The following is a 15,791-nucleotide window of genomic DNA, read 5'->3' as shown; positions in this document are numbered from 1 at the left end:
CGATAAGGGACGGAACCTCTGTTGAGCATTCCGTTGGGTCCAATCTAATGTCATGCCAAACGATTTTCAAGTGATACAAAATACGGATTTTTAGGCAATTTTGTAAATTTTATTTGCATGATGTATCAACGGAAATTTGTGTTGGATGGGGTGCTACACTCGCCGGCTCACCCTTGGCTTTCCGCTTCACGATGACACCTTTCCCCTTCCTCGCCCGCGCCGCCCGTCCGGTGACCGCCCTCGCTTTCGCTCTCGCACTCGCCCTGCCCGCTTCCGCCCAGGTCCCTGCCGTCGGCAATGACCCGTATCCGGGCACGATCGCGCTGCACGTCGACGCGAGCAACCTGTCGCAGCAGATCTTCAACATGCGGCTGTCGATGCCTGCACGTCCGGGTCCGATGACCCTGCTGTATCCGCAGTGGGCGCCGGGCAACCACGGCCCCAATATCCCGCTGACCCAGCTGGCTGGCCTCAAGCTCAGCGCGGGCGGCAAGCCGCTCGAGTGGACGCGCGACCCGGTGCAGGTCCACGCCTTTCACGTGACGGTACCGGAAGGCGCCACCGAACTGGTGGCCGAATACCAGTTCCTGTCGCCGCTGGACACAAGCCAGGGCCGCATCACGATGACCGACGACATCCTCGGCGTGCAATGGCAATCGGTGGCGCTGTACCCGGCCGGCTACCACGCGCGCCGCATCACGGTGCAGCCGACGCTCACCCTGCCCGCCGGCTGGCAGTTCGCCAGTTCGCTGGCGGTAGAAAGCCGCACTGGCGACGAGGTGCGCTTCAAGCCGCACGACCTCGACACCCTGGTCGATTCGCCGCTGTTCGCCGGCCGCTATTTCAAGCGCATCGACCTGGCGCCGGGCGCCAGGAATCCCGTCATGCTGAACGTGGTGGCAGACAATCCCGAGAGCCTGGAAGCCAAGCCCGAACAGGTCGCGCTGCACCGCGCGATGGTCGACCAGGCGGTCAAGCTGTTCGGCTCGCGCCACTACAAGCAATACGACTTCCTGTTCGCGATCTCGGACGAATTCGGCGGCATCGGCCGCGAGCACCAGCAGTCGAGCGAGAACGGCGTGCGGCTCGGCTACTTCACCGACTGGGGCCGCAACGAAGCCGGCCGCGAGCTGCTGCCGCACGAATTCGTGCACTCCTGGAACGGCAAGTTCCGCCGCCCCGCGGGCCAGGACGTGGCCAACTTCAACACCCCGCTGCAGAACGAACTGCTGTGGGTGTACGAGGGCCAGACCCAGTTCTGGGGCAAGGTGCTGGCCGCGCGTTCCGGCCTGGTGTCGCAGAACCATGCGCGCGAAGCGCTGGCGATCGACGCGGCGCGCTACGACAACACCCAGGGCCGCGACTGGCGCGCGGTGCAGGACACGGTCAACGATCCGATCATCAACGGCCGCAAGCCGATCGGCTGGGGCAACTGGCAGCGCAGCGAGGACTACTACACCGAGGGCATGCTGATCTGGCTCGACGTCGACAGCAAGATCCGCGAACTCTCGGGCGACAAGCGCAGCCTGGAAGACTTCGCGCGCGCCTTCTTCGGCATCGAGGACGGCAGCATCGACGCGGTGTACTACACCTTCGATGACGTGGTGGCAGCCCTGGGCAAGGTGCAGAAGTTCGACTGGGCGCCGTTCCTGCGCGCGCGCCTGGACGGCCACGGCCCGGGAGCGCCGCTCGACGGCCTGGCCCGCGCCGGCTGGAAGCTGGTGTACGCCGACACCCCGAGCAACGCCGTCCGCGCGCTTGAAGAACGCAGCCGCAGCGCCGACTTCAGCTATTCGCTCGGTTTCTCGGTGCGCAGCAATGGCGACGTCACCGGCGTGGTGTGGGACGGCGTGGGCTTCCGCGCCGGCCTGGCCGCCAACACCACCATCGTGGCGGTCAACAACCGCGCCTACAAGGGCGACGTGCTGAAGGCGGCGGTGCGCGCCAACAAGGACGGCAAGGCGCCGATCGCGCTGCTGGTGCGCAAGGGCGACAACCTGCGCACCATCACGCTCGACTATCGCGACGGCTTGCGCTATCCGAAGCTGGAGCGCATTCCGGGCACGAGGGACCGCCTGGACGCCCTGTTCAAGGCCGTCAAATGATCTTGACCTGTCTTTGCCGCTGCGGCTAAGATGGACCTATGACTTTCATCGTGACCTCCCCTGCCAGCTATTACGCCTACCGCACCTCGCGGCGGTAGGGGCTGTCACGCAACCCGGTCCGCCTCAGGCGGACCACGCATGGGCAATCGGTCATCCTGGGGCGTTCCATCACCAGGAAACCCCATGACCCACTCTTCCGACCTGCTGCAGCTGCTGCAAGAACGCGGCTTCATCCACCAGTGCACCGACGCGACCGGCCTGCGCCACGCCATGGCCAGGCCAGTCACCGCCTACCTCGGCTTCGACGCCACCGCCGACAGCCTGCACGTCGGCCACCTGCAGGGCCTGATGCTGATGCGCTGGCTGCAGCGCGCCGGCCACCGGCCGATGCTGCTGATCGGCGGCGCCACCACCCGCATCGGCGATCCGAGCTTTCGCGACACCTCGCGTCCGCTGCTGGACACCGCCGCCATCGATGCCAATATCGCCGGCATCAAGGGCGCCTTCACGCGCTACCTCGGCCCGGATGTCAGCGTGGTCGACAACGCCGAGTGGCTGGGCGGGCTGGGCTACCTCGACTTTCTCGGACAGGTCGGACGCCACTTCAGCGTCAACCGCATGCTGACCTTCGACGCGATCCGCTCGCGCCTGGAGCACTCGCTGTCCTTCCTCGAATTCGGTTACACCCTGCTGCAGGCCTACGACTTCGTCGAACTGGCGCGCCGCCATGGTTGCACCTTGCAGATCGGCGGCGCCGACCAGTGGGCCAATATCATCAACGGGATCGATCTCGGACGACGCCAGTCCGGGCTCGACCTGTACGGCCTGACGATGCCGCTGCTGGCTACCAACGACGGCAAGAAGATGGGCAAGTCGGCCGATGGCGCGGTGTGGCTGAACGCGGATCGCCTGTCGCCCTACGGCTTCTGGCAGTTCTGGCGCAATGTGGACGACCGCGACGTGGAACGCTTCCTGGCGCTGTTCACGGAGCTGCCGATGGACGAGGTGCGCCGTCTTGGCGCACTGCAGGGAGCGGCGCTCAACGAGGCCAAGATCGTGCTGGCCGACGAGGCGACGCGGCTGGCGCACGGGCAGGATGCGCTCGATGCGGCGCAGCGTGCGGCGGCGGCGGCCTTTGGCGGCGCGGATCGGTGCGATATGCCGACGCATGCGATCGACGCGGCGCGGCACAGCGCGGGGGTGACGCTGGCGGAGCTGGCGGTGGAAGCCGGACTGGCGGCATCGCGCGGCGCGGCGCGGCGCCTCGCGGCGGGTGGAGGCCTGCGGCTGGACAGCGTGACGGTGGCGGATGCGGACCAGCCGCTGGCGAGCGACCGTGCCGAATGGGTGCTGTCGGCGGGCCGCAAGCAGCACGTGCGCATCGTGATCGCTACCGAAGCACAGGAAGTCTGCTAGTTCCTCAAGCGCGGCGCAGTCGCGCGATCAGCGGCAGCAGTTGCCGATGCAGTTCAGGGTCGCCGCAGGCGATGACCGGGCCGCCGTGCTGCGGATCGCCGCCGTCCCAGGTGGTGATCACGCCGCCGGCGCCTTCGACCACGGGGATCAGGGCCTGCACGTCGTGGACGTCGAGATGCGCTTCCAGCACCAGGTCGACCAGGCCATGTGCCAGCAGCCCATACGCATAGCAATCGCCGCCGAAACGCACGATCTGCGCCTGCGCGGCGACGGCGTCGAACACGGATTGCTCCGCGACTTTCGCCCCGGCCACGGGCACGGTCAGCATCACGCGCGCCTGCGCGAGGCTCGGGCAGCGGCGCGTGCGGATCGGCGCGCCGTTGCACCAGGCGCCATGCGGCGTGCCGATGAAGCGTTCACGCGTGAACGGCTGATCGATGACGCCGATGACGGGTTTCATTCCATCGTTGAGGGCGATCAGCGTGCCCCAGATCGGCAGGCCGGTGACGAAGGCGCGGGTGCCGTCGATCGGGTCGAGCACCCACTTCCATGGGCTGGCGCCATCGACGCTGCCCTCTTCCTCGCCGACGACGCCGTGCCCGGGATAGCGCGCGGAGATCAAGCAGCGCATCGCCCGTTCGGCGGCGCGGTCGGCCACGGTGACCGGGTCGAACGGCGCTCCGCGGTCCTGCGCGGCCTTGTCCTCGACGACGAGGTCGGCGCGAAAATGCGGCAGGATGGCGGCGCCCGCGGCGTCCGCGAGTTCTTCGGCGAAGGCGCGCAGGACGTCCATCTGCGCGCTGTCGATCGCCATGTTCACCCTGTCACTTCCATTCGCCGCGCTGGTTCACCAGCGTCTTCTTGCCCTCGGTGACCACCAGGCGGCCGTCCGCGAAGACGGTATAGCTCACGCGGCCGGACTTGAACACATAGCCCTGGAAGGCGCCGGGCGTGACGCCGTCGGCGGCGAGCGAGTGCATGGTCTTGCCGCGCAGGGTGATCGCCTTGCCGGACTTCTTGCTGGTGCCGACGTAGCGCACGTCGTCGCAGGTGACGTTGCCCTCTTCGCACTCCTGCGTGATCTTGACGGTGAAGCCCGGCGTTTCCAGGGTCTGCTCCGCCTGGGCGTGGGCATGGGTCGACGCGGCCAGCGTCAGGGCAGCCAGGGCTGCCAGGTTCGTGAATCGCTTCATGGGTCCTCCGGTCGGCTTCGATGGCCGGATTATGCCTCATCGACGTGGCGCGACCGTTCGCCAGGTCTCTTATGGCTCGGGGCGGCCGAGGTCGAGATAGCGCGAGGCCCAGGCGGCGACCACGTCGGCGATGTAGACGGCGTCATGGCGGCGCCTGAGGAGATGGTCGGCGTCGTCGAGCGACACGAAGCTCTTCGGATGCCGCGCGGCCTGGAATATCCGCTCCGCGTTGGCCACGGCAACGGTGTCGTCCGAAGGCGAATGCAGCACCAGCAGCGCGCGGCCCAGGTCGCGGATCTTCTGTTCCAGGCGCTGCTCGGCGACGTCTTCCAGGAACTGGCGCTTGATCGTGAACGGGCGGCCAGCCAGCTGGACGTGCGCCACGCCATGCGTGGCGATGGCGTCGATGTGCTCGCGGAACATGCCGGTGACGTGGTGCGGATCGCTGGGCGCGGCGATGGTGGCGACGGCCCGCACCTCCGGCATGCGGGCGGCCGCGGCCAGCACCGCGGCGCCGCCCAGGCTGTGGCCGACCAGAAGCTGCGGTGCGGCGTACTCGCTGCGCAGGAAGTCGGCGGCGGCCACCAGGTCGGACAGGTTGGACGAGAAATTCGTGTTGGCGAATTCGCCCTCGCTGGCGCCGATGCCGGTGAAGTCGAAGCGCAGCACGGCGATGCCGTGGCGCGTCAGCCCTTGCGCGATGCGGGCCGCGGCGAAGACGTCCTTGCCGCAGCTGAAGCAGTGGGCGAACAGGGCGTAGGCCTTGACCAGCCCCTCGGGCGCATCGAGGCGCGCGGCCAGCAGCTGGCCGTCGGCGCCCTTGAAGTGGACTGCTTCTCCTGCCATGGGACCCTCCAGGTGGTTTCGCGGCACGATAGCACGGGTGAAAGCCGGGCCGCCTCTGCCTTTGGACCATCAGTCCGCGCAGGCCGCGGCGATGGCGAAAAATGAGCGCATCAAACACATCACGTTTTAATATAATGTATAATGATGAATCGTTTTTAAAGGAACCTCTCATCCGTGCAAGGTCAAAATCATCTGGACCCGGCAGCCATGCAGCTTGCCGCGGCGCGCGCTTGCGCGCTGCTCAAGACGCTGGGCAATGCCGATCGCCTCCTGTTGCTTTGTCAATTGAGCCAGGACGAGCTTTGCGTCAGCGAACTCGAGTCGGTGCTGGGCATCCGGCAACCGACCCTGTCTCAGCAGCTCGGCGTCTTGCGCGAGGAGAAACTGGTCAGCACGCGGCGCGAGGGCAAGCAGGTGTATTACAAGCTTGCCAGCAAGGAGGCGATGGCGGTCATGCACGTCCTGTACCAGTTGTACTGCGCCAATGGAGAAAACGATGACGATTGACTGGATCCAGTTCACGCCCTGGCAATCCCTGGCCGGTGGCCTGCTGATCGGCCTGGCGGCCGCCGTCTTTATCCTGTTCAACGGCAGGATCGCCGGCATCAGCGGCATCCTGGGTGGACTGTTGCGGCCCGTCGGCGGCGATATCGGCTGGCGCGTCGCCTTCCTGTCCGGCCTGGTTGCCGCCCCGCTGGTGTATGCCATGGCGGCGCCGTTGCCCGTGGCGCATGTCGAGGCCGGCGATGCGGCGCTCGCCGCCGCCGGCCTGCTGGTCGGCATCGGCACCCGGTATGGCGCGGGCTGCACCAGCGGCCACGGCGTGTGCGGACTGTCGCGCCTGTCGCCGCGCTCGCTGGTAGCGACGGCCGCATTCATGCTGGCCGGCTTCGCCACCGTATTCGTGTCACGGCACGTGATCGGCTAGGAGAATAGCGATGGGAATCGTGACTGCATTCATCGCCGGCCTGGTGTTCGGGATCGGCCTGCTGCTGGGTGGCATGACGGATCCGGCCAAGGTCCTGGGCTTCCTCGACCTGGCGGGCAACTGGGATCCGTCGCTGGCCTTCGTCATGGGTGGCGCGGTCCTGGTGGGCCTGGTCGCCTTCCGTATCGCCGGCCGGCGCGAACGCTCGCTGCTGGGCGAAGCGATGCGCTTGCCGACCGCCACCCGTATCGATCGCCGCCTGGTGCTGGGCAGCATCGCCTTTGGCGTCGGCTGGGGAGTGGCAGGCTTCTGCCCGGGGCCGGCGCTGGCGTCGCTGGCCACCGGCGGCACCAGGGTGCTGCTCTTCACCGGCGCCATGCTGGCCGGGATGGCCGTCTTCGAACTGCTGGAGCGGATCCGCGCAGGATCGAAGCGGTCCACGGCCTGAGACGCCCTCGCTGGCCGCACGCCGGTCCGCAGGCAAACCAAGGGAGGCATTATGTATTTCAAGCAACTCTTCGAACCGCTGTCCAGTACCTATACGTATCTGCTGGGCGACGAACAGACCGGCCAGGCGATCCTGATCGATCCGGTCATCTCGAGCATGGAACGCGACCGGGCCGAACTGCATCGCCTGGGATTGACCCTGGCCTGGACGCTCGACACGCATATCCACGCCGACCACATCACCGCAGCGCTGGAGCTCAAGCGCGCCACCGGCAGCCGGATCGCCTCGTCCGGCATCGACCGCCTTCCCTGCGCGGACGCCTGGGTCGAGGAAGGCGTCCCGTTCACGGTTGCCGGCATCACGCTGCAGCCGCTGCATACGCCGGGCCATACGGATGGGCACTTCGCCTACCTGCTCGGCGAGCGCGTGTTCACCGGCGACGCGCTGCTGATCGACGGTTGCGGGCGTACCGATTTCCAGAACGGCGATGCCGGCGCCCTGTTCAGCAGCGTCACCGACAAGCTGTTCACCTTGCCCGGCGAGACCCTGGTCTACCCTGCCCACGACTACCAGGAGCGCCACGTGTCGTCGATCGCGCAGGAGCGCCAGCGCAATCCGCGGCTGGGCAAGGAGCGCACGCGCGAGGAGTTCATGGCCATCATGGCCGGGCTGAACCTTCCTTATCCAACCTTCATCGACCACGCCGTGCCCGGCAACCGCCAGTGCGGCGTCTGCCCGGCCGATCTTCCGGACCAGCTGGCGCGCTATTGCCAGCAGATGGGCCACAGCCGGCAAGGCTAGCGCCCGGACCGTCCGGCCGCGGCTCACGGGGCGAGCCCGTAATAGATTTCCTCCTCCTGGGCGAAGTGCAGGCGCAGGATGGCTTCGAGCGCGTACAGAGTGCGGCGCAGCTCCCGGATCGACGTTTCCTCGCCGCCCTCCGCGGGCGGCGCGTTCGACAGCCGCTCGAGCATGACGCAGAGCCGCTGGATTTCGCGATGCGTGCGGCTCATCGGCGCCAGCGGGTCCTCGCCGCCGATCATGCGCGCCACGCGCGGGTAGAGGACGGCGTCGTCGCTGGCCTCGTGGGGAAGAATCTGGCGGCGCAGCGCGTCGTTCAGCGATGCCAGCTCCTGGCGCACGGCGGCGGGCCTGCTGGCCGCCTGGTCCGCCAGCAGGCCAAGGCGGTCGATGACCGGCGCCAGCCGCGCGTGTTCGTCCCTGAGCCGGTCGAATTCCCGGGCCTGCATGCGTTCTGCCTGCGTCGCCGCGTCCAGGCGCAGCACGCGCAGCGCATTGGCGATCACCGCGACGTCGATCAGTTCCTGCAACAGTGCGCCGGCAACCGGCGGAAGGTAGCCGAACGCCGCGACGCCCATGGCGGCAATCGACAGCCCCATTCCTGCCGCCACGCCCTGCAGCGCGATGGCCTTGCTTCGCTGCGCGATGCGCACCGCGAACGCCAGCCGGTCGAGCCTGTCGACCAGCAGCACGACCTGGGCCGATTCGGCGGCGGCCGCCGCGCCGCGCGCGCCCATCGCCACGCCGATGTCGGCCGCGGCCAGGGCCGGCGCATCGTTGATGCCGTCGCCGACCATCATGGTCACGCCGCGCGTCCGCGCGTCCGCGATGGCGGCAAGCTTGGTGGCGGGCGTCTGGCCGGCCACCACGTCGTCGACCCCCAGGGCGGCGCCGACCGTGCCCGCCACGTCGGCGCGATCCCCGGTCAGCAGCACGATCCGCTCGACGCCCAGCGCGCGCAGCATGCGCAGGGTGCGCGGCGATTCGAGGCGAATCTCGTCCGCCATCTGCAGCACCGCGCACGGCGCGCCGTCCAGCGCGACATGCACCGCCGCGCCGCCTTCGGCGCCGATGCGCCGGACGATGTCCGCCGCCCATGCCGGCGGATCCGCGCCGCCCGTCACATAGTCCTGGCTGCCGATGCGGACCTGCCTGCCGTCGACCCGGCCGCACAATCCGGCGCCGGGCTGCTCGCTGACGTCGTCGGGAACGGCCAGGCGCATGCCGCGGTCGATGGCGGCGGCGACCACGGCTTGCGAGATGGCGTGGCCCGACATCTGCGCCAGCGACGCGGCCATGCGCAGGACGTCATCGTGCGGGGCGCCGGGCGCGGCGGCGATCGCGACCAGCTTCGCCCTGCCGCCGGTGAGCGTCCCGGTCTTGTCGAAGAACATGGTCTTGACCTGCGCCATGTTTTCGAGGGCGCCGCCGTGCTTGACCAGGACGCCGCGCCGGGCGCAACGCGACATCGCGCTGACGATGGCGACCGGGACCCCCAGGATCAAGGGACAGGGCGTGGCCACCACCACCACCGCCAGCGCCCGCGCCGGATCGCCACTCGACAACCAGGCAAGGCCGGCGATGCCCAGGGCCAGGGGAACGAACATCAGGGCGTAGCGGTCGGCCAGCCGCGCCGCCGGCGCCCTCGACGCCTGTGCGGCCTGGACCAGGCGGACGATATTGGAGAACGTGCTGTCGCCGGCCGTCCTGGTCGCCAGCATGTCGAATGCGTCGCCGGCATTGACGGCGCCGCTGCCGAGCAGCGTCCCGGGGCGGCAGGCGACGGGCATGGATTCGCCCGTCAGGCTCGATTCGTCCAGCGTGGCGGCCGAGACCAGCGTGCCGTCCACCGGCACCGTTTCGCCGGGCCGCACTGCCAGGCGGTCTCCCGGACGAATCGCCTCGAGCGGCACCTCGACCAGCCGGCCATGTTCGTACCGGCTGGCGCTGCGCGGGGCTTTCTGCAGCAGGGCCGACATGTCCTTGCGGGCGCGCCGCTCCGCATATCCCTCCAGGGCGCGGCCGCTGGCGAACATCAGGGCGATGATATCTGCGGTGAAATACTCCTGCAGCAGGATCGCGCCGGCGATGGAGACCAGTGCAACGAGGTCCAGTCCCAGGCGCTTGCGCCAGAGCGCGACGACGGTGTCGACCGCCAGCGCCAGCAGCACGACGGCGGCGCCGGCCAGCCAGATCCAGTCCCCGACCAGGTCCGCCCCGGCCAGATGGCATGCGCCGCCGGCCACCAGCGTGGCGATGCAGATCGCCAGCTGCGCCATGCTGGTTCGGTTGCTCGAATGCATACTGGCTCGCATGAACGCTGGAAGATGTGGCTGGCGCATGGCGCCAGGGGCATGGCCGTGCTTACAGCAGTCTAGCACCGCCGCAAGCGCTGTCCAGGCCTGCTGACCGGATGGCGCCGCGCCCGTCAGCCATGGATGGGCAGTGAACTGCCGGGCCGACCCGCAGGCCACCTCGATCGGCAGCGCACTTTGCCTGCAGGCACAGGCGCTTAGCCGAACAAGCCATGCAGGAACCAGCGCGGCGCCGCATCCTCGCCGGTGCCGTTGATGCGCTCGCGATAGATCCAGTACAGCGCGTTGTCTTGCCCTTCGGCGATGAAGTAGTCGCGCGTCTGCGTCTGGCTCCACCAGCCGGCCTCGATGCGTTCGGGATTGGACGCCACCCGCAGGGGCGAACCGTAGAACGGCCGGTGGTCGCGCATCAGGAGCGCGATCGGCTTGGCCAGCAGCCAGCTCGGGCGTGGCAGGCTCCGCACGTCGGGGGGCATCTGCGCCGCGCGCGCGGCGGCGCTCACCTTCTGCTCCACCGGCACCCAGGCGTTGGCCACTTCGGGCCGGTAATCGGCCACCGGCAGCGCCTGCAAGACATTGTCTGCCCCCAGGCGCGCCACCAGCAGCTCGATCATGCGCATCCGGTCTTCTTCGGTGCCGCCGGGATCGGGAAACAGCGAATCGGTCGGTGGCGCCATTGCCTGCAATTGCTGCGCTTCCAGGCCGATGCCGATCACGGGCGCTTCGAGTTCGAGCTTGGCCAGGCGCTCGCGCAGCAGGCGCAGCAGGTGCTCGTCGCGCCAGGTGGGTTCGGCCAGCGCCACCTCGACCAGGGTCGGTGGGCGCGCCATGCGGCCGCGCTCGTGGTCGAGCGACAGCCGGATGCGTTCGACCGCCAGCTGGCGCGCGCACAGCCAGCCCGTCATCTGCAGCACCAGGCGGTGGGCGCCGGCCAGCAGCAGGTCGGCCTGTTCGAGCCGGTCGAACAGTTCGAGCCGCGCATGGAAACGCTCCGGCGGCGCCACCCAATGGAACATTTCGGCGTTCAGGCCGTAGGCGGCGTCCAGCATGTCGAGCAGGGCCCGCCCGCAGCGCCGCTGCAGGCCAGGCCGCGGCAGGCGCCGCAGCTCGTCCAGGCGGCGGCAGCCGATGCCCTCGAACCACGTGGCGAACGGCCGCGCCGGCGGCAGCAGTCCCACCGGCAAGCGGTCGAGGCGCCGCACCAGCGAATCCATCGTGAGGGCGCGCCCCGCATTGCGGCGCGCCAGCAGCCACGCCCCGCGCGCGGTGGGGGCGCAGGCGATGCAGGCCGTGAAGCCGAGCGCCGCCAGATTGGCGCGCACCCGCTCGCACAGGCGCCGGATGCCGCCGAACAGGCGCAGGCTGGCGCCGATATCGAGCAGTAGCGTCGCTTCTTCGGCCAGCGCCACCTGCGGCGTGTACTGGAGCATGGTCATGGCTACCGCATCCATGGCCTCGGCTTCGCGCGCATGGCTGCGCAGTTCGATGCGCGCCTCGGGCATCAGCATCAGCACGCCGCCGCGGCGCATGCCGATCTGCACGCCGGCAGCGCGCGCCGCCGGCGACAGCGCCATTACCCGTTCCTGCTCGAGGATGACGCTGCCAGGGTCGGGGCCACCAGCAGCGTCGCCGGCTTCGCTCTCCGCCTCACTGAACCAGCGTGGGCTGAAGACCTCGAGCGGTAGCTGGGGCAAATACAGGCCGATCCAGAGGCGCATGGCGTTGCAGTAGTGAAGATCCAAGAGGAAGGAACAGCGGCGCCTCGCGCTGCGGTCCCCGACGTTTGACGAAGTCGATATGCATGCCGCCGGCCGCCGGCCGCAGCGCAAGACGCAAAGGCGCGGGAGATGCATCTTGCGCCGCCGCCAGCGGACGGAGCATGAAAAACAGCGTTTCGCCGCCTTGCGCCGCCAGGTGCAGGCGGCGCAGGCTGTCGTTACGCATATGGTTGGCCCAGAACAGCAAGGCGCCGCAACTACCGCTACGCAACACCTGCTCGGCCGCCCAGAGTGCATCCGCAGTGCGCGTCGTGCGCAGCCACAGCAACTGCGATGGCTCCAGGCCGAGCGCGGCAAGCGCCAGGGCCTGGGGTGGATGGGGCGGCTGCAGCAGCACGATGCGGCGTTCGGCGCAGGCGGCCAGGGCCGGCCGCAACAGGCGCATCTCGCCGATGCCGGGCTGCTGCAAGTGCAGGTCGACCAGGGTGCCGCCGGGCCAGCCCCCGCCGGGAAGCTGGCTCGAGAGCGTTGGGTGGCCGGTATCGATGCAGCGCGTATCGGCATGCGCCAACTGCGACGCGCGCCACAGCGATGGGTGCACTGCCTCGGGTGCGGCAAGGATGGCTGAGTGGTTCATGGATCAGGCTTATCAGACAAATACTGTATAAACATACAGTACTCGCTGGAGTCGTGTTTTGCAAGACCTATTCAATTTGGCTATACCAATCAGGTCACTGGTATTGACTAAAATTAAACGCCTTATGACTCAAACCGACAGCTCCGCAACGACCTTGACGCGCGCCAGCCTTCCAGCACCCACACGATGGCCCAGGCATACAGCGCGAGAACGACGAACAGGCTCATCCGCACCAGCGAAGCATGGCCGACGTCCTTCCCCACCACGCTATCCTCGATCGCCGGGCCCAGCAGGATCAGCATGGTCACCAGGGCATTGCTCCAGAACGGGGGCGGCAGCGCCGAGGCCTTGAGGCCAAAAATCCGGGCTCCGCTCCAGAGCGCGGCGGCGGCCATCCACGGCACCAGCATCCACAGGGTCGGCCACACCGCCAGGCCGGACCAGGCCACGACCGCCATGCCCGCGCCCGCCAGCGTCGAACCGACCAGCATCCGCCCCGCCGAGCGCGCGCCCGTGGCGCCGGCCTGCTGGCCCAGCAGCACCGACTTGATGATGGCGGACAGGTAGAAAGCCGGGTGGATCAACGCGCAGCAGTTCGCCGCTGAGCTGTTGTCCCTGCGGATAGCGCGTGCTGCCGGCGATCCCGAGTTCGGCGCGTGCCTCCATGATGCGCAGGCCGGCGGCGCGTACCGTCGGGTTCACGCGCTGGGCCTCGGCGATCAGCGCGTCGGGCACGGGATCGTCGAAGCCGCGCCACCATTGCTGGATCGATGCGCTTCCCTGCGCGCCGGCGCGCGTGTTCAGCGAGGCCAGCGAGCCGCCGTCCCAGCCGGCCAGCGCGGCCGGCATATCAGGACGTTCGAAGTCGGGCCCGGCCGCCGTACAGGCGCCCAGCAGCGCCGCGCCTGCCAGCGCCAGCGCATTCCCGCCTGACCGCCTGCCGGGCGCGGCGCACACGGCTACTCCGGCGCCGCCGGCACTGGCGCTGGCGCAGGCGGCGCCACGGCATCGGGGCTGTTCGCCACCCACCACATGAAGGCCTGGTAGCTCAGGGCAAGGAAGACCGCGCCCACGAACATGCCCACCAGGCCGGCGCTGGCCAGGCCGCCCAGGGCGCCGAGCAGGATCACCGGCATCGGGGCATTCACGCCGCGCCCCAGCAGCAGCGGCTTGAGCACATTGTCGAGCGAGCCGGCAAGCAACAGCAGCACGGAATACGTGATCGCCTGCGTGTTGCCGTAGTCGCCGCTGCTCCACATATAGATGATCACTGGCAGGGTCGCCAGGAGGGCCGGCACCTGCACCACGCCCAGCACCAGGACGAGCAGGGACAGCAGGCCGGCGAACGGCACGTCGGCGACGACGAACACCAGGCCGACCACGATGGCCTGGAGCAGGGCCACGCCCAGCACGCCCAGGGCCACCGCGCGGATGGTCGCCGTGCACAGCACGACGAACTCTTCGCCGCGCTCGATGCCCGCCATGCGCACGAAGATGGCCCGGATGCCGTTGGCGCTGGCCCGCCCCCAGGCCATGATGATGCCGGCGACAATGAACGAGAACAGCAACAGCAGCATCGCGCCGGCGATGCCGGCCACCGCCTGCAGCGCCCTCCTGGTCAGGTCGGCCACCTGCGCATGCCTGCTGCGCAGCAGCGCCGGCAGGTCGGCGGAAGCCTCCAGCCACACGTCGTGGATGCGCTTGCCGACCAGCGGCCAGTCGGCTACGCCGGGTGACGGCGCGGGCACCCTCAGGGTGCCCGCGCGGACGCTGTCGACGGCTTCCTGCAGCGATTGACCGAGCGAGGTCATCAGGATCGCCGTGGGCGCCCCGATCGCGACGACGACGACCAGCACCAGCAGCGTCGCCGCCAGTCCCTGCTTGCCCCGCAGGCGCTGGGCCAGCTTCTGGTGCGCCGGATACAAGGTCACCGCCAGGATCACCGACCAGGCCATCAGCGACAGGAAGGGGGAGAAGATGCGGTAGCTCAGCAGCGCCAGACCGAACACGATGCCGGCCCGGATGAACACATCCAGCAGCTTTCTCGACAGGCGTTCTTCGAGCCTGGTATCGAGCTCGTAGGGTGCGTTCACGTGGCGGCCCCCTTATATCGTGGTCCACGTCATGAACCACCCATGGCTCACGATCAGCGACTGGCCGGTGAGCGCATTGGAGAGGAATGCGGCGAAGAACAGCGCGACCCGGGCAACGTCCTGGACGGTCGTGAACTCGCCATCGACGGCTTCCCTGAGCATCACGTTCCGGATGACCTCGTCCTCGGAGATGCCCAGCTCGCGCGCCTGCTCCGGAATCTGCTTGTCGACCAGGGGCGTGCGCACGAAACCCGGCGCGATCGGGTTGGCGCGCACGCCATGCTTCGCGCTTTTCTTGGCCATGGCCCTGGTCAGGCCTCCAGCCCGTGCCTGGCCGTGACATGGGCCGACTTGCGCACCGACGCTACCTTCGAGTGCACGGAACCGATATAGATGATGCTGCCGCCGCGCCCGCCCGCGTACATATGCCGCACGCGGGCGCGTGTGGCGAGGAAGGCGCCGTCGAGGTGAATCGCCTGCGGCCGCCTCCGGGTCGAGGCCGGCGATGGCGACGCGCGCGCCTTCGCGCGCATAGGCGAGCGCGATTTCCTTGCCGATGCCGATGGTGGCGCCGGTGATGACGGCAACCTTTCCTTCGAGCTTCATGACATCTCCCTGGCATGCCTGTCAGATGCTCGACCGCTCGCAGAGTTCGGACAATTGGACCTTGGTCGCATGATCGGGACAGGACGGGCGCCGCGCCTTGATTATTGACGTACTGGCACCATCTGCATGGTTGCGCCCTTGTGGGGCGCACGACGACCACCGACACGGAGACGCCATGGATGACGACATTCTGGTCAGCAAGGCCGGCACCATCGAACGCTGCTGCCGGCGTGCCCGCGACGAGTATGAAAAAGACCCGAATACTTTCTCTGAAGACATCACGCGCCAGGATGCCGCTACCCTGAACGTGATCCGCGCCTGGGAAGCCGCGATCGAGATGGGCGATTATGTGATCGGCAACGCCCGCCTCGGCCTGCCGCAGGATGAACGCGAAGTCATCACCCTGCTGGCCGAACACGGCTGGATCGCACCCACCCTGGCCGAGGATCTCAAGCGCACCGGCGAGTTCTGCCGCGCCGAATGGGATCATCAAGCATCGCCGCTGCCAGCCCTGGTGACCATCGTCAAGCGCGGCCTGGACGATTTCACCGATTATTCGGCTGCCTTGCTGGGCGGCGCCCGTATCGTCGAATAAACTTTCCAGCCAGTTGTCAGCGCGAAAAACAGGCGCCAACTGGTATGATTCGCCTTTTTCCGGGGGTGGCTCTCCCATTGTCCGACATGA

16 protein-coding genes and 1 pseudogene are annotated in these 15,791 nt (G+C 68.4%); 8 read left to right on the top strand and 9 right to left on the bottom strand.

The window, feature by feature from the left end:
- Positions 1–191 precede the first annotated feature (191 nt).
- Together DIR46_RS19945 and tyrS are read left to right on the top strand one after the other, a co-directional pair.
- Positions 192–2,105, top strand: a complete 1,914-nt coding sequence (locus tag DIR46_RS19945; RefSeq protein WP_109348086.1) for a M61 family metallopeptidase — start codon at positions 192–194, stop codon at positions 2,103–2,105.
- Between the two features lie 183 nt (positions 2,106–2,288).
- Complete coding sequence (gene tyrS / locus DIR46_RS19940) at positions 2,289–3,521, top strand: tyrosine--tRNA ligase (protein ID WP_109346798.1); 1,233 nt, start codon at positions 2,289–2,291, stop codon at positions 3,519–3,521.
- Positions 3,522–3,525: 4 nt separating this feature from the next.
- Here the strand turns inward: tyrS and hisN are convergent, their stop codons facing one another.
- The 3 genes from hisN to DIR46_RS19925 form a co-directional block, all read right to left on the bottom strand.
- The gene (gene hisN, locus DIR46_RS19935; protein WP_109346797.1) at positions 3,526–4,335 is read right to left on the bottom strand and encodes a histidinol-phosphatase; all 810 of its coding nucleotides are present in this window, start codon (positions 4,333–4,335) and stop codon (positions 3,526–3,528) included.
- A 10-nt stretch (positions 4,336–4,345) separates the two neighbouring features.
- Entirely contained in the window at positions 4,346–4,714 is a 369-nt protein-coding gene (locus DIR46_RS19930) for a hypothetical protein (protein WP_109346796.1), read from the bottom strand.
- 69 nt (positions 4,715–4,783) lie between these two features.
- Complete coding sequence (locus DIR46_RS19925; protein WP_109346795.1) at positions 4,784–5,560, bottom strand: alpha/beta hydrolase family protein; 777 nt, start codon at positions 5,558–5,560, stop codon at positions 4,784–4,786.
- A 207-nt stretch (positions 5,561–5,767) separates the two neighbouring features.
- On the opposite strand from DIR46_RS19925, the gene DIR46_RS19920 reads away from it, so the two are divergent.
- From DIR46_RS19920 to DIR46_RS19905, 4 genes are read left to right on the top strand one after another with little or no spacing between them, the layout of a single operon-like run.
- Positions 5,768–6,067, top strand: coding sequence for an ArsR/SmtB family transcription factor (locus DIR46_RS19920; protein ID WP_109346794.1), 300 nt, complete (start codon positions 5,768–5,770; stop codon positions 6,065–6,067).
- The gene (locus DIR46_RS19915; protein ID WP_109346793.1) at positions 6,057–6,488 is read left to right on the top strand and encodes a YeeE/YedE family protein; all 432 of its coding nucleotides are present in this window, start codon (positions 6,057–6,059) and stop codon (positions 6,486–6,488) included. Before DIR46_RS19920 ends, DIR46_RS19915 begins: the two co-directional genes overlap by 11 nt.
- Before the next feature lie 10 nt (positions 6,489–6,498).
- On the top strand, positions 6,499–6,936 hold the full coding sequence (locus tag DIR46_RS19910; RefSeq protein ID WP_109346792.1) for a YeeE/YedE family protein: 438 nt from the start codon (positions 6,499–6,501) through the stop codon (positions 6,934–6,936).
- Positions 6,937–6,987: 51 nt separating this feature from the next.
- Positions 6,988–7,737 (top strand): MBL fold metallo-hydrolase, encoded by a 750-nt coding sequence (locus DIR46_RS19905; RefSeq protein WP_109346791.1) that lies wholly within the window; start codon positions 6,988–6,990, stop codon positions 7,735–7,737.
- Between the two features lie 23 nt (positions 7,738–7,760).
- On the opposite strand, the gene DIR46_RS19900 is transcribed toward DIR46_RS19905, so the two are convergent.
- The 4 genes from DIR46_RS19900 to DIR46_RS19885 form a co-directional block, all read right to left on the bottom strand.
- A complete protein-coding gene (locus tag DIR46_RS19900) occupies positions 7,761–10,040 on the bottom strand; it encodes a heavy metal translocating P-type ATPase (RefSeq protein WP_229446324.1) in 2,280 nt (759 codons plus the stop codon).
- Positions 10,041–10,249: 209 nt separating this feature from the next.
- Positions 10,250–11,770: a Y-family DNA polymerase gene (locus DIR46_RS19895; protein WP_109346789.1), complete on the bottom strand. Its 1,521-nt coding sequence runs from the start codon at positions 11,768–11,770 to the stop codon at positions 10,250–10,252.
- Positions 11,700–12,407 (bottom strand): translesion DNA synthesis-associated protein ImuA, encoded by a 708-nt coding sequence (imuA, locus tag DIR46_RS19890; RefSeq protein WP_109346788.1) that lies wholly within the window; start codon positions 12,405–12,407, stop codon positions 11,700–11,702. Before imuA ends, DIR46_RS19895 begins: the two co-directional genes overlap by 71 nt.
- A 122-nt stretch (positions 12,408–12,529) precedes the next feature.
- Positions 12,530–12,991 carry a hypothetical protein gene (locus tag DIR46_RS19885; RefSeq protein ID WP_205289011.1) on the bottom strand — a complete coding sequence of 154 codons (462 nt, stop codon included), beginning with the start codon at positions 12,989–12,991 and terminating at the stop codon, positions 12,530–12,532.
- Between the two features lie 80 nt (positions 12,992–13,071).
- Between DIR46_RS19885 and DIR46_RS26745 the strand changes: the two genes are divergently transcribed.
- Positions 13,072–13,443, top strand: a complete 372-nt coding sequence (locus DIR46_RS26745) for a hypothetical protein (RefSeq protein ID WP_162819579.1) — start codon at positions 13,072–13,074, stop codon at positions 13,441–13,443.
- Here the strand turns inward: DIR46_RS26745 and DIR46_RS19875 are convergent.
- Complete coding sequence (locus DIR46_RS19875) at positions 13,367–14,500, bottom strand: AI-2E family transporter (RefSeq protein WP_109346787.1); 1,134 nt, start codon at positions 14,498–14,500, stop codon at positions 13,367–13,369. The two genes, DIR46_RS26745 and DIR46_RS19875, sit on opposite strands and share 77 nt — an antisense overlap.
- Positions 14,501–14,512: 12 nt before the next feature.
- Positions 14,513–15,106: pseudogene (locus DIR46_RS19870) on the bottom strand (SDR family oxidoreductase).
- A 175-nt stretch (positions 15,107–15,281) separates the two neighbouring features.
- On the opposite strand from DIR46_RS19870, the gene hepT reads away from it, so the two are divergent.
- Positions 15,282–15,701, top strand: a complete 420-nt coding sequence (gene hepT / locus DIR46_RS19865; protein WP_109346786.1) for a type VII toxin-antitoxin system HepT family RNase toxin — start codon at positions 15,282–15,284, stop codon at positions 15,699–15,701.
- The last annotated feature ends 90 nt before the right edge of the window (positions 15,702–15,791 follow it).

Source organism: Massilia oculi (genome assembly GCF_003143515.1).
GTDB classification, from domain to species: domain Bacteria; phylum Pseudomonadota; class Gammaproteobacteria; order Burkholderiales; family Burkholderiaceae_D; genus Telluria; species Telluria oculi.
The sequence above is the reverse complement of the archived record's forward strand: the minus strand, read 5'-3'. Positions and strand labels throughout refer to the sequence as shown.